Consider the following 25,657-nt stretch of genomic DNA (forward strand, 5'->3'; position numbering starts at 1 on the left):
GTCCTGCCGGGAGTTTGCGGCCCTACCCGGCAGGACGGCGGGCATTCATGGGGCCCGACGGCGCGTCCCGCTACCCCCGCCGCGACAGGACGGCCACGGTGGCGATGTAGGCGGCGCCGCCGACCGCGGCGATCACCGCCCACGGCATCCCGTCTCCGCCGCGCGCGAGGTCGACGACGAACCCGCCGACGACGAACACCGCCACGAGGTTGAAGGAGATGTGCGAGGCGCGGGCCTGGATGGCGCGCTGCCGCTCGTCGCCGTCCTCGCGGGCCAGCATCGCGACCGGCTCCCGGCCGCCGAACACCAGCAGCAGCGCCCCGTACGCGACCATGATCGCCAGCATCGCCAGGCCGAGCCCCCAGCGGCCGTTCAGCCCGGACGCGACGCACATCGCCGCGCCCACCACGACCCCGGTCAGCGGGACGCCCCAGCGCCCCCTGACCCCGTCAGTCGCAGTCGACATGGAAGACCTCCTCGACCGTCCGCTCGAAGTACCGCGCCAGCCGGACGGCCAGCGTCAGGGACGGGCTGTAGCGGCCGGTCTCGATCGCGTTGACCGTCTGCCGCGACACGCCCATCGCCACCGCCAGCTCCGCCTGCGAGAGGCCCCCGGAGAGCCTCAGCGCGCGGACATCGTTCCGCATGTGTCAAGCATGCTTTACATCTCCAAGCGGTGTCAAGCGTGCTTTACATCCCTCGGTTCCGGAACGGTGCGAACACCGTCCGCGCCCGCGCCTCGTCGAAGACGAGGCGGTTCGGATCCTCCGGCGCCGGGCGCACCGGCACCGTCACGAACCGGACGGCACCCGGGTCCAGCTTGCGCAGGCTCCCGGCGAACGCCTCCAGTTCCCCCGGCCCCATCCGCGGGTACGTCCGCACCGAACCCGCCACCGCGGCCAGGAACCGCGCCAACCGCACCGGGTCGGCCAGCACCCCGCTCTTCGCCCTGCGGGCCACGGCGGCCATGAACTGCTGCTGCCGCTTGATCCGGTCCAGGTCCGAGCCGTCGCCCAGCCCGTGCCGGGCCCGCACGAACGCCAGCGCCCCCTCCCCGTTCACGATCTGCCGCCCCGCGGGCAGCAGCGGCCGCCCCTGCGGATCGAGGATCGTCTTCGGGACGGTGACGGGCACGCCGCCCAGCGCGTTCACGATGCCCTTGAACCCGCGGAAGTCCATCTCCACCGCTGTGTCGACGGGCACGAGCGTCGCCTTCTCGACGGCCTTGACCAGGCACGGCACCCCGCCGACGCTGTACGCCCCGTTGATCAGCCCCCGGTACGCCGGGATCGTCTTCCCCTTCGGGGACTTGCACGCCGGGACGTCCACCAGCGAATCGCGCGGGATGCTCACCGCTTCGGCGCGCGCGCGGTCGGCCGGCAGGTGCACCAGCACGATCGTGTCCGACCTCGCCGGGCCGCCGCCCCTCGCGTCCGACCCCACCAGCAGGATGTTCATCGCCTTCGCGGCGGCCGGGGTCTTCGCCGCCACCGGCGGCGCGCCGCGCCCGTGCAGCATGAACGCCGGCACCAGGATCGCCGCCGCCGTCACCGCCGCGACCACGCCGAGCAGCGTCCATCGCCCCCCCGGCAGCCGGAACCCCCGGCGGGCCCGCGCCGCGTCCAGCAGCCGCCCCCGCTGCCGCGCCAGCGTCGCCGGCGGCTCGTCGCCCAGCTCGCGGCCGAGGTCGCGGAGCAGTTCCAGATCGTCCACGGTCACTCCTCCTCGTCCATCGGGTTGGTGTCGCCGAGCGCCGAGCGCACCTTGCGCCGCGCCCGGTTCAGGCGGGACCGGACCGTGCCGACCGGTATCCCGAGGGCGCGCGCGACCTCCTCGTACGCCAGGTCGCCCCACGCCACGAGCAGCAGCACGTCCAGGTCCCGGCGCGGCAGCCCGGCCAGCGCCTCCGCCAGCGCGGGGCGCGACGCCCACGCCGTCACCCCGGCCGCGACCCGGTCCGCCGGGCCCTCGGCCGGGCCGTCCACCGGGCTGCGGCGCAGCGCCCGGTACCGCGCCGCCTCCGACCGGTGGTGCCGGGCGACGAGCTTCGTCGCGATCCCGAACAGCCACGGCCGCGCGTCGCGCTGCGCCAGGTCGTAGCGGTGCCGCTTGCTGAAGGCGACGAGGAACGTCTCACCGACGACGTCCTCGGCCGCCTCCGGCCCCAGCCGGCGCGACACGTACCGGTAGAGCATGGCGGAGTAACGGTCGAACAACGCGGCGAACGCCTCGGGCTCGTCGAACGACCGCCCGATCAAATCGGCATCGCACGCCGGAACGGTCGGCGGCGCGGTCATCTCGGACACCATGGCATGCGGACCCGGCCTTCTGGTGGGGGACAGTGTCAGCGGTGTATCTCCGCAACCGCGCCCCCGGGTTCACGGGTGTTCGGGGGCTTCGGGCGGGGGCGCGCCATGCCGCCGCAGATCACTGATGCATAACAGAGCGAACCTCGCCGCTAAAGTGGACATCTTTCAATGTGCACGGGGGATCCACGCCGAAGGACCACCCTCGTCCGCATGCGTGATCACCGAGCCTATGAGGGGGCAGGCCCGTGAACGACGTCCCGAAGGAACCGGAGCCGGCCGACCGCCCGGAGGACGCCGAACACGAGCCCGGCCGGACCGCCACCGCCGAGTTCCGCATCCCCGCGCCCGCCCCGGCCAAGAACGCCTCGCTGACCAGGCCCGACATCCGGCGCCCGGCCAAGCCCGCCGAGGACGGCGCCGAGCCGGCGCCCGAGGAGGAAGCGGACGCGCCCGCCCCGGAGGAGGACGAGGCTCCCGGGGAGGCGTCCGATCAAGGCGCGCCGTCGGAGGCCGAGAGTACGGACGAAGAAGAAAGTCCCGAAGAGGCGCCGGAAATCGCGGAAGCGGAAGAAGAAGAACCGGAAACGGAAGCCGCGCAGGGTGCTTCGGAGCAGCGCGCCGCGCCGGCCGAGGCCGGGCATGTGCCGGGGCCGTCCCCTGCTCCGGCGGACGGCGCCGAGGCCGCCCGGGACACCGTCGACGAGCCGGAGCCTTCGTCGGAGGACGAGCCGGACGGGAGCGCGGCGTCCGAAGAGGACGAGCCGCGTACCGGCGAGGCGCCGAACACGAACGAGGAGCGGCCCGGCGAGCCGCAGAGCGCTGCGGAGGCGCCGGCGCCCGAGCCGTGGGCGGGGCCTCCGGCCGCGGTGACGCGGGTCGAGCGGCTGCCCGTCTCCTGGGAGGCGCCCGCGCCGGGACACAACGCCGCGCCGCCCGCTGCGCAGAGGCCCGCCGCGCCGGCGCGGCCGGGCGGGCAGGAGTGGTGGGAGACGCCGCACCAGGCGCCCGCGTCGGGGGCGTGGGAGGCGCGGCGGCAGGCGCCTGCGGGCGAGTTCCGGCCCGAGTCCGTCCGCTGGGACGCGGGGCAGCAGGGCGCGGGGCAGCAGGACGCTGGCCAGCAAGGCGCGGGGCAGCAGGGCGCGGCGGTGCCGGTGCGGCCCGGGCAGAGCGGGCCTTGGGAGGTCGCCGCGCCGCAGGCGCCCGCGCCGCCGCAGCCGATCGCCGAGGCGGAAAGGCGGCCCAAGCGTCGGCGGCTGGCTATCGTGCTCGTCGCGGCGCTGGTGCTGATCGTGGGCGTGGCGGCCGGGCAGCTGATCCGGCCCGTCCCGGATCCGACGGTGAAGCTGAGCCTGGCGTCCAGCCACGTGTTCCAGGGCGCGGCGCCCTCTCTGCCGTGGCCGGCGGCGGGCCAGTCGACGGTGTACGTGGACGGGCTGGGGACGATGGGGTCGTCCGGCGGGTCCGCGCCGACGCCGACGGCGAGCGTCGCGAAGGTGATGACGGCGTACGTGTACCTGCGCGACCATCCGCTGAAGACCGGCGAGGCGGGGCCGGTGCTGACGGTGTCGCCGCAGGGGGTGGCGGAGATCCCGGCGCGCAAGAAGCGCGGGGAGTCGCTGCTCGGCATCACGGCGGGGCAGCGGCTGACCGAGCGCAAGGCGCTGGAGGCGCTGCTGATCATCTCGGCGAACGACCTGGCGCACGAGCTGGCGCGCTGGGACTCGGGCGGCGACCAGCCGTTCGTCGCGAAGATGAACGCGGCGGCGCGGGAGCTCGGGATGACGAGCACCCGCTACACCGACCCGAGCGGCTACGACTCGGGGACGGTCAGCACCGCGGCCGACCAGGTGAAGCTGCTGCGGGCGGCGATGAAGGTGCCCGCGTTCACGGAGATCGTGAACCGGCGGGCGTACGTGCCGGACGACGGGAGCCCGGCGCGGCCGGGCGGGAACGTGCTGGTCGGGCAGTACGGGGTGGTCGGCGGGAAGACCGGCTACACCGACGCGGCCGGCGGGAACTTCGTGTTCGCGGCGCGCAAGCGGGTCGGGGGCGTGCCGACGCTGATCCTGGGCGCGGTGATGGCGCAGAAGTCGCCGAGCGCGCAGGGGGCCGTGGAGGCGGCCGGGCAGCTCATCCAGGCTGTGGAGGGCGCGCTGACGGCGGCGACCCTGGCGCCGAAGGGCGCCAGGGTCGGGGCGGTCGACGACGGGCTCGGCGGGACGACGCCGCTGCGCGCCGCGTCCCCGGTGACCGTCGTGGGGTGGCCCGGCCTGCGGGTTCCGGTCGGGATCGAGGGCGACCCGCCGCACCAGGGCGGCGCCGGTGAGCGGGTCGGCGAGGTGACGGCGGGTGCCGCGAAGGTGCCGCTGGTGCTCGGCGCGGAGCTGGACGAGCCGTCGTACCTGAAGCGGCTGATCCGGGTGAACTAGCCGGCGTAGAGGGCGGACAGGAACCGGACGAGGAGGGCCTCGCGGGTGGCCGGCGGCAGCCCGTTGAGGACGGTGTTGACGACGGCCATCTCGGGGCCGCCGCCGTCGAGGTCGACGCCGACGGCGGCGAGGAGGCCGGTGAACCCCGCGTCGTCGAGGCTGTCGAGGTCGAGCCCGGCGAGGGCGTCCAGCAGGTCCGCCGGGACGTCGGGCGGTCCGGCGGCGCGGGCGGCCTTGGCGGCGTCGGCGAGCGCGGACAGCAGCGCGTCGACGTCGCTGACGCCGGTGAGGGTGAAGTGCAGGTTCGGCGGGATGCCCTGGTAGGCGAGCTGCGGCTGGAAGAACCAGCCGCGGGCGCGGGCCTCGTCGGCGATGGTGAACACGTCGAGGGCGGGGTCGTCGGAGGCGACGGCGACGAGCGGGACGGCGGGGTCGCCGAGGACGCGGAGGCCGGGGATCTCGGCGACGCCCGCGATGAACCGTTCGGCGGTGTCCATGGCGGTGGCGGCGAGGTCGCGGTAGCCCTGCGCGCCGACGGCGTTGAGGGTGGCCCAGGCGGCGCCGAGCGGGCCCGCGCTTTTGCTGCTCTGGACGCCGGCGTTGATGACGGTGTAGCCGGGCCATTCGGCGGACGCGAAGTAGGCGGCGCGGCGGACGGACTCGTCGGCGAACAGCACGACGGACGCCCCCTTGGGCGCGTACCCGTACTTGTGCAGGTCGCAGGAGATGGACGTGACGCCGGGGACGGACAGGTCGAACGGCGGGACGGGGCGTCCGAGGTCGCGGAGCCAGGGCAGCACCCAGCCGCCGACGCAGGCGTCGACGTGGCAGAGCACCCCGGCGGACGCGGCGATGGCGGCGATCTCCTCGATCGGGTCCATGACGCCCTGCGGGTAGGACGGCGCGGACGCGACGACGAGGACGGTGTCGGGCGTGATCGCGGCGGCGACAGCGGAGGGGTCGGCGCGGAAGGCGGCGTCCACCGGGATGTGGTCGACGTCGAGGCCGAGGTAGTGGGCGGCCTTGTGGAACGCGGGGTGCGCGGTTGCCGGCAGGACGATCCGGGGGCGTCCGGCGACGGGCCGGGCGTCGCGGGCGCCCTTCACCGCCAGCATGATCGATTCGGTGCCGCCGCTGGTGAAGATCCCGGTGCCGCCGCCGAGCTTGGCCGCGACGGCGGAGACGATGCGGCGCTCCAGCGCGACGATGCTGGGGAACGCGGTCGGGTCGAGGCAGTTGACCTCGAGCATCTCCTGGAAGGCGGTGGCGGCGAGGTCGTGCACGGCCTCGCGTCCGGTGTCGTAGACGTAGGCGGTGACGTGGCCGCCGCGCACGGGCAGGTCGGCGTCGCGGAGCCGGGCGAGCTCGGCGAGCAGGTCGGCGGCCGGGCGGCCGTGCTCGGGCAGAGCGGTCTCAGACGGCATGGGGCTGCGCTTCCTCGGTGGTTCGGTGGGCGGCGGCGAGCCGGCGGTAGGCCAGCAGGAGCGGGACGGCCAGCAGGAACAGCAGGGCCGGGACGATCGTGAACCCGAAGGTCAGCCCGGTGAGGGCGGAGCCGGTCTGGTGGACGGGCTCGTCCAGGTCGGACGACCGGAACGACGACACCGACAGCACCAGCGCGAACACGCCGGGGCCGAGGGCGAGCGCGCCGGTCTCGGCGGCCGTCCACAGGCCGGTGAAGGCACCGGCCTGGGCCTGCCCGGTGCGTCCCTTGTCGGCGTGGACGGTCTCGGGCAGCAGCGACAGCGGGAACAGCTGCACGGCGGCGTAGCAGACGCCGGTCAGCGCGGCGAGGAGCAGCACGCCGGGCCGCGAGCCGGCGGAGATCGCCGGGTAGGACGCGAAGCCGGTGACGGCGAACATCGCGAGCGCCGTGACGTAGCAGGGGACGATCCCGTACCGGACGGACATCTTCCGCCACAGCGGGACGGCGAACGCGCTCGGCCCGACCATGCAGACGAACATCGCGGAGGTGAGGCCGTAGTCGTCGAGCCGGTAGGTCGCGACGTAGGGGGCGCCCGCCAGCATGATGGCGACGGCGAGGGTGTGCGCGACGTAGCCGCCGAGCAGCGCGAAGAACGGGCGGTTGCCGCGGGCGGCGCGCAGCGCGGCGGCCAGGCCGAGCGGGCGCGGGCCGGGGGTGGACGGGATCCACCGGTTGGCGAGCGCGCTGGTGATCAGCGCGGTGCCCATGACGGCCCCGATGACGGCGCCCATCAGCGCGTATCCGGCGCGTCCTCCTCCGGCGGAGTCCGACAGGGCGGGCGCGAGGCCGCCGGCGACGAGGATGCCGAGGGTGAGGCAGACGACCCGCCACGCCATCGCCCGGCCGCGTTCGGACGGCTCGTCGGAGATCTCGGCGGGCAGCGCCACGTACGGCACCTGAAAGCAGGCGAAGGCGCTCGCCGCCAGCAGGAACGCGACCGCCGCCCAGCCGGCGCCGAAGCCCGGCGAGTCGACCGGGACGGCGAACATGGCGGCGAACAGGAACGGCAGCGTCGCGCCGCCGATCAGCAGCAGCCGGGTGCGGCGGCCGGTCCGGACGGCCTCGCGGTCGCTGGCGGCGCCGACGATCGGGTTGAGCACCACGTCCCACGCCTTGGGGACGACCAGGACGGCGCCGGCGATCGCGGCGGAGACGCCGAGGACGTCGGTCAGGTAGTAGAGGAGCAGCAGGCCGGGGACCGCGGAGAACACGCCGGTGCCGACGGATCCGACGCCGTAGCCGAGGAGCCGCCGCCGGGGCAGCGCCGCGCTCGCGGTCGCGGTGCGCGCCGTCACAGCGCGGCCCGGGCGTCGAGGTTCAGTCCCGCGAGGACGAGCCGGTGCAGGTTGGCGCGGAAGCGGGCGAGCGCCGCGGGGTCCTCCATGCCGTGCCGCCGGCCGTCGCCGCGCAGGACGCCGCCCTGGGCGAACCCGTGGGTACACCAGATGACGCTCCAGGTGACGTACTCGACGTCGGCGTCGTCGCCCACGATCCCGCCGACCTCGCGGACGACCGCCTCCATCAGCGGTTCGACGTACCGGGCCTCCAGGTCCGCGATGTCGGAGGCGTCCGACAGCCAGCGGTGCATCCACAGGGCGGGGATCTCGGGGTGGGCCGCGCAGAAGTCGACGTAGCGGTCGACGAGGGCGAGGATCCCGGCGGCGTCGGGGGTGAGGTCGGCGAGGGCGGTCTCGAGGGCGGCGCGTTCGGCCTGGTGGGCGCGTTCCATCACGGCGAGGTAGAGGTCGCGCTTGCCGCCGGTGTGGTAGGCGACGGTGGCGATGTTGAGGCCGGCCGCGTCGGCGATCTGGCGGGTGGAGGTGCCGTCATAGCCGAGGTCGGCGAACAGCCGGGTCGCGACGTCGAGGATGCGCTCCCGGCCGGAGTCGCTGGTCATGGGCAGCAACCGTAGGGTCCCGCCCGGCGCTTGGTCAATCGCTTGATGGAAATCCCGCCACCGGCGCCGCAACGCGCGACGGCGGGCCGCTAGTCGGCGGTGGCGGTGTCCTGCCCGCGGCGGCGCGGGCCGTCCAGCGGGATGACGTCCGCGCCCGGCCGGTCCTCCGGCGGGCCGGTGAGCCAGACGGTCAGCACCATCTCCATCTCCAGCCGCGTCTCCGGGTCGTACAGCCGCTCCCCGAACAGCTCCTCGAGCTGGTGCAGCCGGTACCGGACGGTCTGCGGGTGGACGTGCAGCCGGGTCGCGACCTCGGTGGCGTTGAACCCGTTCTGCAGGCACGACAGCAGCGTCCGCATGAGCCGCTCGCGGTGCCGCGGCCGGACCGTCTTCAGCGGCGCGAGCCGCAGGTCGGCGACGGCGCGCACCAGCTCCTCGTCCTTGAACACCACCAGCGCCGGCATGTGGTCGGCGCAGCGGATCAGCCGGTCGGACGCGAGGATGCCGCGGCGCGCGAGCGGCAGCGCCTCGCGGGCCCAGCGCAGCGACTTCGCGGCGTCCTCGGTGCGGACGGTCGGGCCGAGCGCGGCGACCCAGTTGCGCAGCGCCGACTCCAGCATCCGGCCGCGGCCGGGGCCCTCCGGGTCCGGGACGAGCAGGCACGGCTCGCGCCGGTTGACGTCGGCGAGGACGTCCGGCGGCAGCGACGGGTGCGAGAACGGCTGCTGGCCCCGCTCGTACAGGACGACCGCGGCGACCGTCCGGGGGACGCGCCACTGCGCGAGGCGGGCGAGGTCGGCGACGGCCTGCGGCGCGGCGGGCGGCTCGGCGAGCAGCATGTCCAGCAGCCGGCGGCGGCGGTGCTCCAGCTCGCCGGCCTCCTGCTCGCGGGCCTTGGTGTACCCCTCGGTGGCGGCGCGGGCGATCTCGTCGAGGAACGCGAAGATCGCCTCGGCGATGCTGGCGAGGGTGCGGCGGGAGATGTTGTACCGCTCGGACTCCGAGGCGAGCCGCCGCCAGGCGACGCGGGCGCCGAGCCGCAGCGAGGTCTGCAGGATGTCGAGGTTGCGGCCCTCGCGGGCCTCCGCCCAGCCGATCTCCCGGTAGACGGCGGCGACGGCCTCCCAGGAGCTCTCCGGGTCCATGATCAGGTCGACGAACTGCCGCAGCGCGCCCTCGACGGCGAGCCGGACGAGCCGCGCGTACTCCTCGTCCTGCGGGCGCGAGTACTCGGGGATCCCGGCGAGGATCTCCTCGATCATCTCCTCGGCGAGGGCCTCCAGGTGCGGCCGGAACATCTCCGACAGCTCGCTCGGCACCCCCGCCCACGGCTTCAGCGGCGAGCGGTCGCCGCCGCCCGCGGCGGGCTCCCCGCCCGTCCCCCCGGGCCCTCCGGACGCCCCCGCCCCGCCGGCGAAAGCCTTCAGGCTCGTCGTCACCTTCGCACCTCCCGCCCCCGATGGGTCGTTCCGGAAGTTACCGAGCCGGCGGGCGGCGGGCTGCACGATCGGGGACGCATTGCGGTCGGCCGCTTATAAGGCGACTGACAAAGCGTTCATCGGAAACCTATGCACGCCGGGCGCCCGGCCCGGCGAGCACGGCGGCGGCGCCGAGGCCGAGGTAGACGAGCCCGGTCGCGTACCGCTGCCGGCGGCGGAACCCGGGACGGGCCCGCAGCCATCCGCCGAGGGACCCGGCGGCGACCGCGTAGACGAGGTCGGCGGACAGCCCGATCAGCGCGGTGACCAGGCCCATCACCGCGATCTGCAGCGGGACGGCGCCGGCCCGCTGGTCGACGAACTGCGGCAGGAACGCCAGGAAGAACAGCACGACCTTCGGGTTCAGCACGTTCACCAGCACGCCGTCGAGGTAGACGCGGCGCAGCGGCCGCGGCCGCAGGAGCGGCGCGTCGTGGGCGTCGCGGGCGCGGAGCGTCCGCCAGGCGAGGAAGACGAGGTAGGCGGCGCCCGCGTAGCGCAGGACCCCGAACGCGGTGGCGGACGCGGCGACGAGCGCGGACAGCCCGGCCGCCGCGGCGCCGATGTGCACCAGCATGCCGGACTCGACGCCGAGCGCGGAGACGACGCCCGCGCGGCGCCCCTCCCCGATGCTGCGCGCGGTGATGTACAGGTGGTTGGGCCCGGGGATCGCGACGAGCGTGAGCGCGGCGAGCAGGAACAGCGGTGGGTTCGTCACCCGTCGAACGCTACGGCCCCGATGGTCCTCGCCACAGGGCCAATGGGGTGCGCAGAAGATGGACCAATATGGCCCGATCAGGCCGTCGTCGCACCCGCCAGCGCCCCGGCCAGCACGAGCCGTCCGGACGTGCGGACCATGTCCGCGATCTCCTCCGTGGGCCGGCGCAGCGAGGCCAGGCTGACGAGGGCGGCGAGCAGGATGTGCCCGAGCACGACCTCCACGTCGTCGCGCGCGGGCACCGGCTCGCCGATCGCGGCCGACAGCCGGTCGCGGACGAACAGGAACAGCACCGTGCGCGCGTCGTCCACGCTGGAGTCGTCCGAGGTCACCGCCTGGATGATGGCCGAGGTCAGGGTCCGCTCCTGCGCCGCCACCTCGACGATCCGCTCCAGCAGCGCGGTGAGCCGCTCGACCGGCGTGTCGCCGACCGCGAGCGCGTCGATGTCGCCGGTGATGCGGTGCGCCCAGGTCGCGGCGACCTCGGTGAGCAGGTGGTCCTTGGTGGCGAAGTAGCGGTACACGGTCGCGCGGGCCACCCCGGCGCGGTCCGCCACGTCGTGCATGGTGACGGCCGGGTAGCCGCCCTCGCGCGCGAGATCGCGCGCCGCGTCGATCAGCCGCTCGCGCCTGGCCTGCTGGTCCTTGGTCAGCGTCCGCGTGACGGTGAACCGCACATCGCCGCTCAAAGCGCCTCCTCGCTGTGACCGTCCCCCATTCTCCCGCACGTTCGGCCTTTTCGCGCCGCCGGGCCGCCCGCGGGCGGCCCGGAGCGGCGGCCGGGTGCGGCCGGTCCTCCGCTTCTGTCACCTATCGCTTGCTTGGTGGTGACGCCAGTTTAGACAGCAGTCTCATGCCTTGCCCACCGCGCCCTTCCGAGCCTCCCCCGTCGCTCAGGCCCCGGCGGACGCCGCGAACTCCTCGAACACCGCCAGCAGCGCGTCCGGCGCCTCGATCTGCGGCAGGTGCCCGGCGCGCTCGATGACGCGGAAACCGGCCCCGGGAATCGCGTCCGCGTACTCCCGGCCGTATGCGGGCGTCACCATCCGGTCGGCCTCTCCCCACACGACCAGCGTCGGCGTGGAGACGGCCGCGAGCCGTCCCTTCAGGGTCGGGTCGGCCATCGACTCGCCGCCGTAGACGCGCAGCGCGTCCCGGTTGCCGGCCGCGATGCGCTTCTGCTCGTCCGGAAGCGCCGAAAGGTCGATCCGGTACGCGTCCGGGTCGGCATAGCTCAGGTCGACGACCTGGTCGAACGTCAGCGAGAAGAAATCCGCGACCGGGTGCTCGGCGCTTTCCAGGCCGACCGCGTCCAGCAGCACCAGCCCTTCGAGGCGTTCTGGCGCGGCGAGGGCGAGTTCCGCTGCCACCCACCCGCCGACGGAACTGCCGATGACGGTCGCGTTCTCGATTTCCCGTTCCTCCAGGAACCGCGCATAGACCTCGGCGAGCCCCCGGGCCGAATCGAGTTTCTCCGGACGCGCCGTACCGCCGAACCCGGGGTGGACGGGCGTGAGAACACGATTGCCCCGGCCGGCGAGAAGTTCGGCGAACCCGCTCACCGAAACGGGCCCGGCTCCACCGTGCAGCAGCAGGACGGGCTTCCCCTCCCCGCCCTCGTCAATGGTCAGCGGAACGTCCCCGAAAGGCGTGGACAGCAAATGCTCGGACATCGGACTCCTACTTCTCGTATTCGGTCGCCGGCTCGGTGGCATAGCGCTTCATGACCTCGATGCTCGCCTCCGGCGTGAACTCCACGCCCGACTCGATCATCACCTTCAGGTCGCGGAAGTACTGGACGTACAGGTCGGGGGTGAAGGTGTTCAGCAACACCAGCGGCTCGTCCCCGGGATTGGCGAACGTGTGCGGCGCGCCCGGCGGGATCATCGCGAGCGTCCCCGCCGGCACGTCGTAACTGGTCTCGCCGACCGTGAACCGGGCGGTGCCGGAGACCACGTAGAACCCCTCGTCGTGCCGCGCGTGCCGGTGCTGCGGCGGCCCCGCCGTGCGCGGGGCGACGGTGATCTCACCGATCCCCAGGCGGTGGCCGGTCGTGGTGCCGTCCTCGAGGATCCGCATCGTGGTCGTCCCCAGCCGGACGCTCTCCCCTTCGTCCGGCCGGACGATCGCGACTCCGCTCATGGCGATCCCTTCTCTCATGAGAGTGAACTCTCATGACGATAGGCTGCCTGCACGAGTTCATGCAAGTACACTCTCACGAAGAAAGTCACCTATCAGGAAGGAGCCGGACGATGGAGGCCGAGACCGTCACCGGGCGCGCGAACCAGAAGGCCCGGACGCGCAAGGCGATCGTCGACGCCTGCCGCGACCTCGCCCGGTCCGGCGCCGAGGTGACGATGCCGCGGGTGGCGAAGGCCGCCCTCGTCTCCGAGGCCACCGCCTACCGCTACTTCCCCGACCTGACCTCGCTCCTGCAGGAGGCCCTCGTGGCCGTCTGGCCCGGCCCGGAGGAGGCCCTCGCCCCCGTCGCCGCCTCGGCCGATCCCGCCGAGCGGGTCGCCTTCGCCACCGGCTACCTGCTCCGCCACGTCCACGCCCACCAGGGCGCCGTCCGGGCGATGATCTCCACCACGATCACCGCGCCGGCCCGCTCCGGCGCCCGCCCCGGCATGCGGTTCGCGCTGATCGACCACGCCCTGGCGCCCTTCGCGGACCCGTCCCCCGGCGCCCTCGCCCGCCTCAAGCACTCCCTCGCCCTGGCCTGCGGCGCCGAGGCGTTCTTCGTCCTCACCGACCTGTGCGGCCTCTCCCCCGACGACGCGATCGCCACCGCCGTCGACACCGCCGCGACCCTCACCAGAGCGGCCTTCGCCTCCGAGACGTAGAGTCGCCGCAAGTGATCCGCTCATCCGGGGGCCGCCGTGGCGTTCGTCGTCGCCTACCTGCTCGGAGCCGCCAGCGCCCTGCTCGCCCTGCTCGCCGCCCGCGCCGTCCGGCGGCGCCGCCCCGGACCGCCCGCCCTCGCCGGGCGGGCCAGCCGCCTGGCCGAGCTGGACGGGTTCACCACCGAGCTCGGCGAAGAACTCGCCGCGCTCGCGTTCGACCCGTCGGCACCGGGCGTCCCCGCCGAATCCGTGGCCGACTACCGCCGCGCGCTCGACGCCTACGGCGAGGCCACGGAGGCCCTCACTGCGCAGGACACCGAGCGCGCGAACCTCGCCCTGGCCACCGCCAGGAACGCGCTGACCAGGCTCGACGCCCGCACCCACGGCCTCCCGGTGCCCATCGACGTCTCACGGGCCGCACGCAGCCGCGGCGAGCCCGCGCCGGACCCGCGCCTGGACGGCCGCTTCTCCTACTCGGGCGCCCTCACCCGCTCCTACCTCTTCCCGATCGACTGGCCGCGCCCCGGAGGGCCCGCGATCCTGGAGATGACCAGGAACGGGTCCGGCAGCACCGAATTCAAGGCCGTGTCCATCACCTCCACGGAAACGCCGGACGATCCCCTTTACACCTTCGTCCTGCACGACACCTCGCGGAAGCGGTCCTATCTCCCCGCGCCGTCCGAGACCGGACGCCGCCCGACGCATTTCAAGGTCGGCCCCTGGTCACTCCAGTCGGGAAAGGGTTCGTGGTCGCTGCGGATACGGCCGATCGACGACACGATCGAACTGTTCCGGGAATACCCGGGAACCGGGTCGGAAGTGCTCGTCCACCACGCGGACTCGCCGGCCACGCTGGGCATCCACATCGACACCGAACGGACGTGGACCGTCCAGTACCGCTGCCTGAAGAAGCACCGCCGCAGGGAGTACTGCCCGTACAAGACCATGAGCCAGATCATGTGGGGCACGTCCGACGCGCTCAAAAGCGCTCCCATCTGCGGCCCCGGATACATCGTGGTCGACGCCCACGGGCACGCGAAATGGTCCCTCTCCGTCTCCGCGAAACCCACCCCGCCCAACCCGCTCGCGGGGTTGCTGAAGCGCCTCGGCCTCTGACCCGTCATTCCCTCCAGGGAATCGCATCCCCGCACGCGGGCCCGCAGACTGCTGCCCATGAACGAAACACTCGAACTCAAGCAGTGGACCGACCGATACATGGCGCAGTGGAACGAGCCCGACCCCGAAGCGCGGTCGGCCCTCATCCGGGAACTGTGGGCGCCGGACGGCCTCCAGGTCCTGGTCAACCCGCCGGAGGCGGCCCGGGACGCCGCCGCGAACCTGGGCATCCCACACCCGTCGCTCGAGGTCCGCGGCCACGAGAGCCTGAACGCCCGCGTGTCCCGCGCCTACGAGCTGTTCATCGAGCCCGGCGAGCACATCTTCCAGGCCGCCGACGAACCCGCCGTCCTCATGCCCAACATCATCGCGTTCCGCTGGTCGATGGTCGTGATCGCCACCGGCGAGACCGTCGGCGGCGGCCTCGAGATCATCACCCTCGACGAGAACCACCGCATCCGCACCGACCACCAATACGTCGGCATGAGCTGACCCCCGCGAGGCCGGACCCCCCGTCCGGCCTCGCTGCGGTTGATGGCTGAGCTTGTCCGGGAGTGGGGTGTTCGGCCGCTGGACGAAGGGGGCAAGGCCGTGTGGGCCCGCTACGCGCCCTGAGCAAGCGCGACACCTGGTGTTACCACCTGGTCGGTTACGGGTGCGAGAGCCTTCTCGGGGACGCGCGGCGGGAGGCGGAGCGGGTCGGCGCGTTGCTCCGGGGCCGGATGTTCCCGGCCGCGCGTGAGGAAAGGGCGGGACGTCGGGAGGGGCTCGGGCAGGGTAGAACGAAGGGATGGCGGGAGGACGTGAGGGCATGCGGGAGCGCGGCACCGGGTGGGTGCCCGTGCGGTTCAGCTGGGACCGGGACGATCGGCACCGCCGGCTGCGTGCGGTGGCAGTGGCGGGGCTGGTGGCCGGGGCGCTGATGGCGGTGTTCGGGCTGCCGCCGATCGCCCTCCACAGCCCGCTCCGGCTGATCGGCATGGTGTGCCCGCTGTGCGGCGGGACGCGGGCGGTGCAGGCGCTGATGCGCGGGGACGTCGCCACCGCGTGGCACTACAACCCGCTCGCGTTCGCGGTGGTGCCGGGAGCGCTGCTGGTCCTGGTCAGGTGGGGTGCGGGGCTGGTCAGCGGGCGCTGGGTGAACGTGCGCGTGCTGCGTCCGGCCGTCGTCTGGATCGTGGGTGCGCTGGCCGTCGCGGCGCTGTGGGCCTACCAGGCGTCGCACGCGACGATGCTGCGCAGCGGTGACGGGAGCTTCCGGCACCAGGTTGCGGGCATGGGCCTGGCGATGGTCGTCGTTGCGGCGGCAGCGGCGGTCCAGATGCTCGTCGTGCTGCCGCTCGTCCGCCGGTTCCGCGCGGGGCGTGCCGGTACGGAGCAGCCCCGCGGCTGACGCCGGCACGCCCCGGCTCGTCCGGTCCCTCCGGCGGAAGGGTGGAGGGACCGGGCGAGCCCCGGGCGGGCGGGCCGGTGGTCAGGCGACGTCGAGCTCCCGGCGCCGCTCGGCCCACTGGAGCGAGTGCCGGATGGCGTCCTCGATCGTGTACTCGGGCTTCCAGCGCAGCAGCTCCCACGCCTTGTCGGGCCGGACGAACGCGCCGACGACGTCGCCGGGACGCGCCGGCGCCTCCTCCGCGACGAACGCCTCCCCGACGACCTCGCGGAACGCGTCGACCAGCTCCCGGACGGTGGTCCCGTCGCCGGTGCCGAGGTTGATCACCTCGTAACCGGAGCCCTCCCCGGCCGGGCGCAGCGGCGGGACGATCGCGTCGAACCGGTCCGCCGCCGCGCAGAACGCGCGGGCGATGTCCCAGACGTGGATGTAGTCGCGGATCGCGGTGCCGTCGCGGGTGTCCCAGTCCACCCCGGTGATCTTGAACGGGACGCCCAGCTCGTACGACTCGATCATCTTGCCGAGCGCGTGCGTCGGCTTGCTGCTCTGCAGGCCGGTGCGCAGCTGCGGGTCCGCGCCGATCGGGTTGAGGTAGCGCAGCGAGACGACCCGCAGCGAGGTCGCGCGGCAGACGTCCTCGAGCATCAGCTCGGCCATCATCTTGGAGCGGGTGTACGGGTTCTGCGGCTCCAGCGCCGAGGTCTCCGTCACCGACAGGTCGGCCTCCGGCCGGTACATGCCCGCGGTCGACGCGAAGATCATCCGGTCGCAGCCGTTGCGGACCAGGTGCTCGGCGAAGTCGCGGGTGCGCCCGAGGTTGACCCGGTAGTAGCGCAGCGGGTCCTTCATCGAGTCGGGCACCACGATCAGCGCCGCGCAGTGCACCGCGACGCCGATCTCCGGATGCTCCCGGAAGATCGCGTCGACGAGCTCCCCGTCCCCGATGTCGCCCTGGTAGAAGATCTTCCCGTCGGTGAACTCCTGCCGGCCGGTGATGAGGCTGTCGAGCACCACCGGCGTGATCCCGCGTTCGGCGAACGCGGACGCGATCGTGCTGCCGATGAACCCGGCTCCCCCTGTGATCAGGACTTTCATATGGCATCCCCTGCGCCGGTGCGTCCCTGCTCGGTCACGCACAGGATCAGCAGGCGGTCGCGGATGGTCAACGGACCGCCCTCCAGGTGTCCGGGTCCGGACGGCGGTCAACCGGCGCGCGGGTCGGGGCGTCCGCGCACGTTCCCTCCCGCGCGCGCCCGCCACCTGCGGAGATCCCCGGGCGGGCGCGCGGGCCGGGTTCGGTGCCCGGTGCGCCGCCCGCCGCGGCATGTCCGAAACGACTACAGCGTTTGCAGGATCCGGATCGCGTCCGCACCGGTCATCGTCGGTGGATGCAACCGATCCGGGTCCTGATCGTGGACGACCACGCGCTGTTCGCCGAGGCGCTCGCCGCCCGGCTGGCCCGCGAGCCCGATCTGGTGATCCTGCCGATCGCCGCGGACGTGCGGCGCGCGCTGGCGCTCGCCGGCACCGAGCGCCCGCAGGTGGTCGTGCTGGACATGACGCTGGGCGCCGAGAGCGGCCTGGACGTCCTGGACCGCGTCCGCGAGGACCATCCGGACGTGCGGGTGGTGGTGCTGACCGCGATGAGCGACCTCGACACGCTGGTGCAGGCGGTGCGGCGCGGCGCGGTCGGCTGGCTGTCGAAGACCGAGGGCGCGGACCTCGTCGCGCGGGTGATCCGGTCGGCGGCGCGGCAGGGCGGCTGGATCCCGCCGGACGTGCTGGGCGAGGTGCTGCGGCGGCTCGTCGCGGGCGACCCGCGGGACGCCGGCGGCGCGCGGCTGCTGGCGGAGCTGACGCCCCGGGAGCGCGAGGTGCTGCAGTGCATGGTCGACGGCCTGGGCCGCGCGGAGATCGCCGAGCGGCTGGGGCTGTCGGCCAACACCGTCCGCACGCACACGCAGAACCTGCTGGCGAAGCTCGACATGCACTCGGCGCTGGAGGCGATCACCCTCGCGATGCGCGCCGGCATGCGCCCCGGCGCCTGACCACCGCCGACGCGGGAGGCCTGGTGCAAACGGCGTAGTGGGGGGTCGTCGTTTGGGCGATTCGGGCGGCATCGGGCCTTCCTACGCTCGGCCGTACGAAGCCGGAGGCCGGAGGGGAGACCCGTGGAGATCGATGAGGTCGCGGCGCGCGTCGCCCGCAGCTACTGGGCGCTGCTGCTGCTCATGACGGTCGTCCCGCTCGTGCTGGTGGGCGGCGTGATGAGCCGGCAGGACCCGCCCGCGGTCGCGAAGACGCGCCTGCAGGCCACCGCGAAGGCCGCCGACGCGGCGGCCGGGGACGCGGGGGTCAGCACCGAGGTCAGCCAGGTGAAGGCGTTCGCGACCAGCGACAACCTGCTCGCCGGGGTGCTGGGGCAGCTGCACCTGCAGCGGTCCACCACCAAGCTCGCGAAGGACATCGGGGTCGCCGGGCTCGGCACCTCGACGGTCGTCGAGCTGTCGGTGAAGGACAAGGACCCGCAGGCCGCGCGGAAGCTGACCGACGCGATCGGCGCCGCCGTGGTGAAGGAGATCAACGACTCCAACCAGGGCGCGATCAACCAGCAGCTCTCCTCCATCGACAAGCGGGTGCGGGACCTGGAGAAGAAGCTCGGGCCGCTGTCGCGGCGGGCGGGCGCGCAGCCGAACCCCGACATCGGCGCCGCGAACGAGCGGGAGCGGGTGCAGGCGGAGCTGACCGACCTGCGGTCGAACCGGTCGGACCTGCAGGCGCAGCTGCTGACGGCGGGCAACGCCTCGGTGGTGCAGCCGGCGGTGATCGCGCCGAAGAGCGACCCGGCGGTGATGATGGCGGTCGTCGCGGGCCTGGTCGGGCTGGTCGCGGGGATCCTGATCGCGGTGGTGAACGAGATGGCCCGCCCGACGATCCCCGGGCAGCGGCGGGTCGCGCGGCGGCTCGGCGTCCCGCTGCTCGGCTGGGCGGACAAGGGCCCGGCGGAGCTCGCCGACCTCGGCCGGCGGGTCCGGCTCGCCGCCCGCAAGGAGGAGGTCGGGCAGGTCACGCTGGTCGGCGCGCCCGGGCCGCTGCCCGCCGACCTCGTGTCGTCGGTGGCGTCGGCGGTGTACGGGGACCGGACGAAGGTGGTCGGCACCCGTCCCGTCCGGCAGCGCCCGGGCGACGGCGACGGCGGCGACGGCGGCACCGTCACGGGCGCCGCGAAGGCCAAGCCCGGCAAGCCGAAGAAGGACGACGGGTCCGGCGACGAGCCGGGCGACGGCCCGTCGCTGAACAGCTCCGGTCCCGGCACGGGGAAGAGCACGTCGGTGGTCCGCGCCGGGGGCGGCACCGCCGTGATGACGAAGAAGTCCGGCGAGGCGGTCTCCCCCTCGGAGATCACCCAGCCGGTCCCGGTGCCCGTGCGCGCGGTGTGCCACGTGCACGCGTTCGAGGACATCGATCCGGGCTCCGACGACGAGGTCGGGGTGGTCGTGGTGGTCGGTCCGGTGACGCGGGTGTCGGGACTGGAGACGGTCCGGGACCTGGTCGCCGCGTCCGGCTGGCCGCTCCTCGGTGTCATCGCCACGTCCCGCAAGATCAAGGGGTAGCAGATGAGTTCAGCCGGTCAGTCCACCGTTCCGTTCACGATCCCGTCGGTGTCCGGCGAGGTGTCGGACGCCGTGGTGAAGGTGCTCGACTCGGGGTGGATCACCACGGGGCCGCAGACGGCGGCATTCGAGCAGGAGTTCGCCGACTATCTGGGCGCCGCGCACGTCGTCGCGGTCGCCTCGTGCACGACCGCGCTGGAGCTGTGCCTGCGCGGGCTGGAGCTGCCGCCGGGGTCGGCGGTGCTGACGCCGAGCCTGACGTTCTGCGGCGCGATCAACGCGATCCTGCACGCGGGGCACCGGCCGGTGCTGGTGGACATCGACGAGGACACGCTGGTGCCGAGCCCGGAGACGGTCGCCGCGGCGGCCGCGCGGGTGAAGCCGGCGGCGATGATCGTCCAGAACCAGGGCGGCTACCCGGTGGACGTGGCGGCGCTCGCGGAGGCGGCCGGGCTCGACCGGACGCGGGTCGTCGAGGACGCGGCGCACGGCCCGGGCGCGGCGCGCGGCGGGAAGCCCGTCGGGGCGGAGTCGTTCGCGGCGTGCTTCTCCTTCTACGCCACCAAGAACATGCCGATCGGCGAGGGCGGCGCCATCGCGACGAGCGACGAGGGCCTCCAGGAGAAGGTCCGCGCGATGCGGCTGCACGGGATGAGCAAGGACTCGTGGAAGCGGTACCTGCCGGGCGGAAGCTGGCGGTACGACGTGAAGCAGGTCGGTCTGAAGGCGAACATGACGGACGTGCAGGCGTCGATCGGGCGGGCGCAGCTCGCCGCGCTGCCCGAATGGCAGCGGCGCCGCGCCGAGATCGTCGCCGCCTACGACGCGGCGTTCCGCGACCTGCCCGGCCTGACGCTGCCGCAGCGGAACCTCGGCGGGATCCAGCACGCGTGGCATCTCTACCAGGTGCGGGTCCCCGACCGGGACGCGATCAGCGCGGAGCTGGAGGCGGCGGGCGTGTCGACGTCCGTCCACTTCATCCCCGCGAACCAGATGACGTCGTACCGGGACATCCTGGGCGCCGACGAGTGCGCGCGGGTGCCGGTGACCGACCGGGTCGGCGAGGAACTGCTGTCCCTCCCCCTGTACCCGGGACTGACGCCCGACGGCCAGGACCGCGTCATCGCCGCACTCACCGAGGCGCTGCGGACCCGGAGCTGACCGTGCGATGGTTCCCGCCGCGCCCGAACCGCCGGGCCGCCGCGCCGCCCCCGCCCGTCCCCGTCAGCCCGCTCGCGCTGCTGATGGGGCGGGACGAGGTGGCGCTCGCCGGGCTGCGCGGGCGGCGCCTCGTCCGGGGCCGGCGCGTGCTGGTCACCGGCGCCTGCGGGACGGTCGGGTCGGCGCTGTGCCGGCAGGTCCGGCGGCTGGAGCCGGAGGCGCTGTGCCTGGTCGACAAGGACGCGGCCGGGCTCGCCCGGCTCGGCCGGGAGCTCGCCGCGGAGGCCGGCGGGGACGCCGGCGTCACGCTCGCCGAGGTCGACGTGCGCGACCGCGACGGGGTCGACCGGGCGGTCCGGGACGCGCGGCCCGACCTGCTGTTCCACACCGCGGGCCAGAACGAGCTGGCGAAGGTGGAGCAGGACCCGTGCCGGGGCGTCGCCGACAACGTCGTCGGCACCCGGCACGCGGTCGACAGCGCGGTCCGGCACGACGTGCAGCGGATGGTGTTCGTCTCCTCCGACAAGGCCGCCGAGCCGACGTCGGTGTTCGGCGCGACGATGCGGCTCGGCGAGCTGCTGCTGCAGACCGCGACGGGCGGCCCGACGTGCTTCGCGGCGGTCCGCGTCGGCAACGTCATCGGCGAGGCGGGCGCGCTGCTCAGCCTGCTCGCGCACCGCATCTCCTCCGGCGAGGTCGTGACGATCACGCATCCGGAGGTGGCGCGGCACTTCATGACGGTGGCGGAGGCGGCGGGGCTGCTGATCGAGGCGGCGGCGCTGGCGGAGGAGGCGGAGACGTTCGTGCTGGACATGGGCCGTCCCGTCCCGGTGGTGGAGCTGGTGCACCGGTACGCCGAGCAGCTGCGGCTGCCGGAGGTGACGATCCGGTTCAGCGGGCTCGGGCCCGGCGAGAAGCTCGCGGAGAAGGCGTTCGCCGACTCCGAGCGGCGGATCCGCACCGCGCATCCGAAGATCTGGGCGACCCGCCCCGCGCCGCCGCCCGCCGGGCTGCCGCAGCTGCTGGACGAGCTGGCCGCGGCGGCCGGCGACGGCGACGACGGCCGGGTCCGGCTGCTGCTGCGCCGGCTGCTCCCGGAGTACCACCCGGTGCGGCGCCCGCTGCCGGCCGGCGACCCGCCGCCGCCCGGGCCTTCTTGTCTATGTGATGCCCGTTCTTTCCACACAGGGTGCAGCCCCGACCCTCCCGGCCTGTGAGGTGCGCGTTGAGTACGAGCAGGAAGCTCCGAGTCGCCACGGTGATCACCCGGTTCAACGGCGGCGCCGGTCAGGTCGCGCTGAACGGCGCGCTGGCGCTGCCGGACGGGGAGTACGAGCGCGCGATCGTGACCGGCGGCGTCGGGATGGACAGTGAGGCGCGAGCGACACGCGACACCGTCCTGTACGGGGACGAGGCGGTGGCGAACGCGGCGGCGGGCGACCTGACGCCCCGCGCGCACGCCGCCGGGATGGAGATCGTGCAGGTGGGGCCGCTGGTCCCGCAGATCTCGCCGCGCGACGACCTCGCCGCGCTGAGGACGCTGACGCGGGTGCTCGCCGAGGGGCGCTACGACGTCGTCCACACGCACAGCGCGAAGGGCGGCGTGATCGGGCGGGTCGCGGCGGCGCGCGCGGGCGTCCCGCGGATCGTGCACACCTGGCACGGGTTCCCGTTCAACGAGTTCCAGTCGTGGGCGCGGCGCAGCGTGTACATCCGGCTCGAGCGGATCGCCGCCAAGCGCACCGACGCGTTCCTCGCGATCGGGTCGGAGACGGTGACGACGGCGCTGCGGCTCGGGCTCACGACGCCGGAGCGGGTCCGGCTGTCGTGGCCCGCCGTGGACGTCGAGAGATACGCGGCGGCGGCCGGGTCCCGCGCGCAGGCCCGCCGCCGCCTCGACCTGCCGCTCGGCGTGAAGGTCGTCGGCGCGATCGGCCGGCTGACGTTCCAGAAGGGCCCGGAGATCTTCGCGAAGGCCCTCGCGCGGCTGCCCGACGACGTGTTCGGGCTGTGGGTCGGCGGCGGCCCGATGGCGGACGAGCTGGCCGCGCTGACCGCCAAGCTCGGCATCGGGGAGCGGATGCGCTGGCTCGGGCACCGCGACGACGTCGCCGAGGTGCTGCCCGCGTTCGACCTGATGGCGATGCCGTCCCGCTGGGAGGGCCTGCCGTGCGTGCTGGTCGAGGCGATCGGCGCGGGGATCCCGCTGGTCGCGACGGCCGTCCCGTCCAACCAGGACCTGGTGCTGGCCGGGGAGACCGGGATGCTCGTCCCGCCGGAGGACCCCGAGCAGCTCGCCGCCGCGATCGGCGCGCTGCTCGACGACCCGGCCGCCGCCGCGCGGATGGCCGAGCGGGCCCGCGGCCGGATCGGCGACTGGTTCTCGCCCGCGCATCTCGGGACCGTCCTGGACGAGACCTACCGAGGAAGCTCCAAGCGCCCATGACCGCACTGACCAAGGCGCCACCGGACGCACCGCGGGCCGAGGCGGCGCAGGACGCGCCGCCGGACGCCGGAGCGGCCGCGGAGCCGGAGCTCCCGGCGCTCCGGCGGCGGTGGCCGCTGACGTCGGTGGCGCTGGTGGCGGGCATCGCGTCGCTGCCGATGCTGATGCCGGCGGGCCTGCCACCGGGCCCCGGCAACACCGGGCTGCCCGACCTCGCGCTCATCGCGCTGTCCGCGGTGACGCTGCTGTGGGCGGGCACGCGGAAGCTGCCGGTGCGGTGGCCGTTCCTGATCCCCACGCTGATGACGATCATCGCCGGCGGGATCGCCGCGGTCGTCAACGACGCGGGCACGCTGACCCTGGTCAAGGACCTGTTCGTGCTGATGTGGGCGGTGTGCATCGCCAACCTCGGCCGCGAGCCGGGGATGCTGCGGCTCGCGCTGCGCGCGTTCATCGTGATCGGCACGCTCTACGCCGTCATCGAGATCCTCGGGATGGTGCTCGGGATCGAGGCGATGTCCGGCAAGCAGCTGGACGGCGAGCGCGCCATGTTCACCTTCGGCGACGCCAACTACGCCTCCAACTGGTTCATCTGCGTCTTCTTCATCACGCGCGCGGCCCGGTACCCGCGCAAGACCTGGCACCGCTGGACGGTCTGCGCCGTCCTGCTCACCGCCGAGGGGCTGACCGGCTCCAACGGCGGGCTCCTCGCGCTGTGCGTCGCGCTGCTGCTCGGCTACCTGTTCGGCCTGGTCCGCAGGGGCAGGGCGCACCACGCGATCGCGGTCGGCTCGCTGGCGTTCTTCGTCGCGGGCGCGGGCGTCGCCGTCGTCACCACCGTCGACATCCAGCCCTACCTGGACCAGGCGTCCCAGATGTCGCCGGTGCTGCGCGACTCGATCGGGCGCACCACCGGGGAGAGCACCGAGTCGCGCAGCTCGGTGAACGCCGCGACGATGCAGATGCTGGAGGAGCAGCCGCACCCGTGGGGCATCGGCCCCAACCAGACGCGCCCGCAGATGCTCGCGCGGCAGTACGGGTACGTCCGCGAGGCGCACAACGACTACATCGCGGCCGTGCTGGAACGCGGGTTCCTCGGCGGGATCGCGCTGGTCACGCTGCTGTTCGTGCTGATCATGCGGTGCGTGCGGATCGCCCGCCGCGGCGCCCTCACCGCCGAGTACGCCGCGCTCGTCCCGCGCCCGGAGATGTTCGGCGCGCTCCTCGCGGTGTTCCTGGTGTCCGCGCTCTTCTACCAGACGCTGCACTACCGGCACGGCTGGGCCTTCTTCGGCCTGGTCGCCGCCCTCGACCTCTTCGGAAGGCGCACCGCCGCCGAGCGGCGGCCCCCAGGAACCCCGGACGACCCCGCCCCGGAGGGAGCCCGATGACCGACACTCAGCAGCCGGCGGCGGTGCCGGCCGCCGAAGCCGACGCCGGACGGCTGCGGCGGCGGCTCCTCGCGCTCGTCGCGGGGAACATGGCGGGACGGATCGGCGCGCTCGGCTCGCTCGGCATCGCCACGATCCTGGTCGCGCGGATCGGCGGGCCGAAGCTCGTCGGCGCGTTCACGCTCGTGCGGATCCTGCCGGGGCTGCTGTGCCAGCTGTCCAGCGCCGGGCTCCCCGGCGCCGCGCCGTACTTCCTGGCCCGCGACTCCTACGACCAGAGCCGGGTGCGGCCCACGCTGGCGTGGCTGACCGTCATCGGCGCGGTGCTCGGCGGGGTCGGCTGGCTCGCCCTCAGCCCGCTCGCCTACCTGGTGTTCTTCAAGTCGTTCGGGATCTGGATCACGATCGCCGCGGCGGCCCCGTCGTTCACGCAGGGGTTCGTGTCGGTCGGCAAGGGCCTGCTGCAGGGCACCGACGACCAGCCCGGCGCGAGCCTCGCCATCGCGGTCGAGGAGTTCGTCTTCGTGCCGATCTACCTGGTGCTGCTCACCGGCTGGTACGGGCCGGGCGCGCTGATCGCCGGGCTCGTGCTCGCCGACGTCGCGGCGGCCGCGTGGATCGCGCGGCGCCTCGCCACCCGCGGGTTCTTCCGCGGCTGGGGACGGCCCGACCGGCGCCTCGGCCGCACGATCGCCGGGTACGGGGTGCGCGGCTACGTCGGGCAGCTCATCGACCTGCTGCAGCTCCGGTTCGACATGGCGCTGCTCGGCGCGCTCGCCGGCCCGAAGGTCCTCGGCGTCTACACGGTCGCGAGCAAGTTCGCCGAGCTGGTGCAGCTGCCCGGCCTCGCCGTGAACTACGTGCTGTACCCCGACTTCGCCAAGGAGGACCGGGCGAAGGCGACCCGCCGCACCGCCCGCCTCATCCTGCCCGCGCTCGGCGTGTCGGCGCTCGCCGCGGTCCCGCTCGCGCTCATCGCCGGGACCGCGCTGCCGTGGATCTTCGGGGACGTGTTCGACGACGCGGTCGTGCCGACCTACATCCGGCTCGCCGGCGTCGTCACGTTCGGCGTCACCGGGCTCATCATGGCGTACCTGTACGGGGTCGGGCGGCCCGGCGCCGCGTCCACCGGGCAGGGCATCGGCCTGGTGGTCGTCGTCGTGCTCGGCGCGATCCTCATCCCCCGGCACGGCGCGGTCGGCGCGGCGATCGCCACGTCCGTCTCGTTCGTCGCGACCACCGCCGCGCTGCTCGCCTGGTTCCAGCACGTCCGCAAGACCGCCGCCCGCGAACCCGCGGCCGGGCCCGTGCCGGACGCGCCCGGCGCGGGCCTCGCCGCGGCCGACGACCCTGCTCCGCACAGCAAGGGGTGA

General features: G+C 74.0%; 25 protein-coding genes. 12 read left to right on the plus strand and 13 right to left on the minus strand.

Features of this window, described 5'->3' with window-relative positions; all coding sequences use genetic code 11:
- Positions 1-70: 70 nt before the first annotated feature.
- From F9B16_RS17060 to F9B16_RS17075, 4 genes are read right to left on the minus strand one after another with little or no spacing between them, the layout of a single operon-like run.
- Entirely contained in the window at positions 71-466 is a 396-nt protein-coding gene (locus tag F9B16_RS17060) for a hypothetical protein (protein ID WP_151541066.1), read from the minus strand.
- Positions 450-647, minus strand: coding sequence for a helix-turn-helix transcriptional regulator (locus tag F9B16_RS17065; protein WP_151541067.1), 198 nt, complete (start codon positions 645-647; stop codon positions 450-452). Before F9B16_RS17065 ends, F9B16_RS17060 begins: the two co-directional genes overlap by 17 nt.
- A 43-nt stretch (positions 648-690) precedes the next feature.
- Positions 691-1,713: an LCP family protein gene (locus F9B16_RS17070; protein ID WP_151541068.1), complete on the minus strand. Its 1,023-nt coding sequence runs from the start codon at positions 1,711-1,713 to the stop codon at positions 691-693.
- Between the two features lie 2 nt (positions 1,714-1,715).
- Positions 1,716-2,297 (minus strand): RNA polymerase sigma factor, encoded by a 582-nt coding sequence (locus F9B16_RS17075; protein ID WP_151541069.1) that lies wholly within the window; start codon positions 2,295-2,297, stop codon positions 1,716-1,718.
- Between the two features lie 257 nt (positions 2,298-2,554).
- Between F9B16_RS17075 and F9B16_RS52725 the strand changes: the two genes are divergently transcribed.
- Entirely contained in the window at positions 2,555-4,738 is a 2,184-nt protein-coding gene (locus F9B16_RS52725) for a hypothetical protein (RefSeq protein WP_225991694.1), read from the plus strand.
- On the opposite strand, the gene F9B16_RS17085 is transcribed toward F9B16_RS52725, so the two are convergent.
- The 8 genes from F9B16_RS17085 to F9B16_RS17120 form a co-directional block, all read right to left on the minus strand.
- Positions 4,735-6,162, minus strand: a complete 1,428-nt coding sequence (locus F9B16_RS17085; RefSeq protein WP_151541070.1) for a pyridoxal phosphate-dependent decarboxylase family protein — start codon at positions 6,160-6,162, stop codon at positions 4,735-4,737. The genes F9B16_RS52725 and F9B16_RS17085 overlap by 4 nt on opposite strands.
- Positions 6,152-7,519 (minus strand): MFS transporter, encoded by a 1,368-nt coding sequence (locus F9B16_RS17090; protein ID WP_151541071.1) that lies wholly within the window; start codon positions 7,517-7,519, stop codon positions 6,152-6,154. The genes F9B16_RS17085 and F9B16_RS17090 overlap by 11 nt, the downstream gene beginning before the upstream one ends.
- The gene (locus F9B16_RS17095; RefSeq protein WP_151541072.1) at positions 7,516-8,121 is read right to left on the minus strand and encodes a TetR/AcrR family transcriptional regulator; all 606 of its coding nucleotides are present in this window, start codon (positions 8,119-8,121) and stop codon (positions 7,516-7,518) included. Before F9B16_RS17095 ends, F9B16_RS17090 begins: the two co-directional genes overlap by 4 nt.
- An 89-nt stretch (positions 8,122-8,210) precedes the next feature.
- On the minus strand, positions 8,211-9,419 hold the full coding sequence (locus tag F9B16_RS17100) for a PucR family transcriptional regulator (protein ID WP_404800502.1): 1,209 nt from the start codon (positions 9,417-9,419) through the stop codon (positions 8,211-8,213).
- Positions 9,420-9,687: 268 nt separating this feature from the next.
- On the minus strand, positions 9,688-10,317 hold the full coding sequence (locus tag F9B16_RS17105) for a LysE family translocator (RefSeq protein WP_151541073.1): 630 nt from the start codon (positions 10,315-10,317) through the stop codon (positions 9,688-9,690).
- Positions 10,318-10,394: 77 nt separating this feature from the next.
- Positions 10,395-11,006 (minus strand): TetR/AcrR family transcriptional regulator, encoded by a 612-nt coding sequence (locus F9B16_RS17110; RefSeq protein WP_151541074.1) that lies wholly within the window; start codon positions 11,004-11,006, stop codon positions 10,395-10,397.
- Positions 11,007-11,210: 204 nt separating this feature from the next.
- Positions 11,211-11,990 carry an alpha/beta fold hydrolase gene (locus tag F9B16_RS17115; protein ID WP_151541075.1) on the minus strand — a complete coding sequence of 260 codons (780 nt, stop codon included), beginning with the start codon at positions 11,988-11,990 and terminating at the stop codon, positions 11,211-11,213.
- A 7-nt stretch (positions 11,991-11,997) separates the two neighbouring features.
- On the minus strand, positions 11,998-12,459 hold the full coding sequence (locus F9B16_RS17120; RefSeq protein ID WP_151541076.1) for a cupin domain-containing protein: 462 nt from the start codon (positions 12,457-12,459) through the stop codon (positions 11,998-12,000).
- Between the two features lie 110 nt (positions 12,460-12,569).
- Here F9B16_RS17120 and F9B16_RS17125 point away from each other — a divergent pair, with 110 nt between their 5' ends.
- The 4 genes from F9B16_RS17125 to F9B16_RS17140 all read left to right on the plus strand — a co-directional run bounded on the left by F9B16_RS17125 (position 12,570) and on the right by F9B16_RS17140 (position 15,672).
- Positions 12,570-13,163, plus strand: coding sequence for a TetR/AcrR family transcriptional regulator (locus F9B16_RS17125; RefSeq protein ID WP_151541077.1), 594 nt, complete (start codon positions 12,570-12,572; stop codon positions 13,161-13,163).
- 36 nt (positions 13,164-13,199) lie between these two features.
- Entirely contained in the window at positions 13,200-14,279 is a 1,080-nt protein-coding gene (locus F9B16_RS17130; protein ID WP_151541078.1) for a hypothetical protein, read from the plus strand.
- Between the two features lie 57 nt (positions 14,280-14,336).
- Positions 14,337-14,771 (plus strand): hypothetical protein, encoded by a 435-nt coding sequence (locus tag F9B16_RS17135; RefSeq protein WP_151541079.1) that lies wholly within the window; start codon positions 14,337-14,339, stop codon positions 14,769-14,771.
- A gap of 298 nt (positions 14,772-15,069) precedes the next feature.
- A complete protein-coding gene (locus F9B16_RS17140) occupies positions 15,070-15,672 on the plus strand; it encodes a DUF2752 domain-containing protein (RefSeq protein WP_151541080.1) in 603 nt (200 codons plus the stop codon).
- Positions 15,673-15,753: 81 nt separating this feature from the next.
- On the opposite strand, the gene galE is transcribed toward F9B16_RS17140, so the two are convergent.
- Positions 15,754-16,767, minus strand: a complete 1,014-nt coding sequence (gene galE, locus F9B16_RS17145) for a UDP-glucose 4-epimerase GalE (RefSeq protein WP_151541081.1) — start codon at positions 16,765-16,767, stop codon at positions 15,754-15,756.
- A 293-nt stretch (positions 16,768-17,060) separates the two neighbouring features.
- On the opposite strand from galE, the gene F9B16_RS17150 reads away from it, so the two are divergent.
- The 7 genes from F9B16_RS17150 (at position 17,061) to F9B16_RS17180 (ending at position 25,657) form a co-directional block, all read left to right on the plus strand.
- On the plus strand, positions 17,061-17,720 hold the full coding sequence (locus F9B16_RS17150; protein WP_151541082.1) for a response regulator transcription factor: 660 nt from the start codon (positions 17,061-17,063) through the stop codon (positions 17,718-17,720).
- A 123-nt stretch (positions 17,721-17,843) separates the two neighbouring features.
- Positions 17,844-19,286, plus strand: a complete 1,443-nt coding sequence (locus F9B16_RS17155) for a YveK family protein (protein ID WP_151541083.1) — start codon at positions 17,844-17,846, stop codon at positions 19,284-19,286.
- A gap of 3 nt (positions 19,287-19,289) precedes the next feature.
- The gene (locus F9B16_RS17160) at positions 19,290-20,447 is read left to right on the plus strand and encodes a DegT/DnrJ/EryC1/StrS family aminotransferase (protein ID WP_151541084.1); all 1,158 of its coding nucleotides are present in this window, start codon (positions 19,290-19,292) and stop codon (positions 20,445-20,447) included.
- A gap of 2 nt (positions 20,448-20,449) precedes the next feature.
- On the plus strand, positions 20,450-21,664 hold the full coding sequence (locus F9B16_RS17165) for an SDR family NAD(P)-dependent oxidoreductase (RefSeq protein WP_151541085.1): 1,215 nt from the start codon (positions 20,450-20,452) through the stop codon (positions 21,662-21,664).
- Between the two features lie 8 nt (positions 21,665-21,672).
- Positions 21,673-22,893: a glycosyltransferase gene (locus F9B16_RS17170; protein WP_192808833.1), complete on the plus strand. Its 1,221-nt coding sequence runs from the start codon at positions 21,673-21,675 to the stop codon at positions 22,891-22,893.
- Positions 22,890-24,284 (plus strand): O-antigen ligase family protein, encoded by a 1,395-nt coding sequence (locus F9B16_RS17175; protein WP_151541087.1) that lies wholly within the window; start codon positions 22,890-22,892, stop codon positions 24,282-24,284. The genes F9B16_RS17170 and F9B16_RS17175 overlap by 4 nt, the downstream gene beginning before the upstream one ends.
- A complete protein-coding gene (locus F9B16_RS17180) occupies positions 24,281-25,657 on the plus strand; it encodes a lipopolysaccharide biosynthesis protein (RefSeq protein WP_151541088.1) in 1,377 nt (458 codons plus the stop codon). Before F9B16_RS17175 ends, F9B16_RS17180 begins: the two co-directional genes overlap by 4 nt.

Source organism: Actinomadura montaniterrae (assembly GCF_008923365.1).
Classification (GTDB): Bacteria; Actinomycetota; Actinomycetes; order Streptosporangiales; family Streptosporangiaceae; genus Spirillospora; species Spirillospora montaniterrae.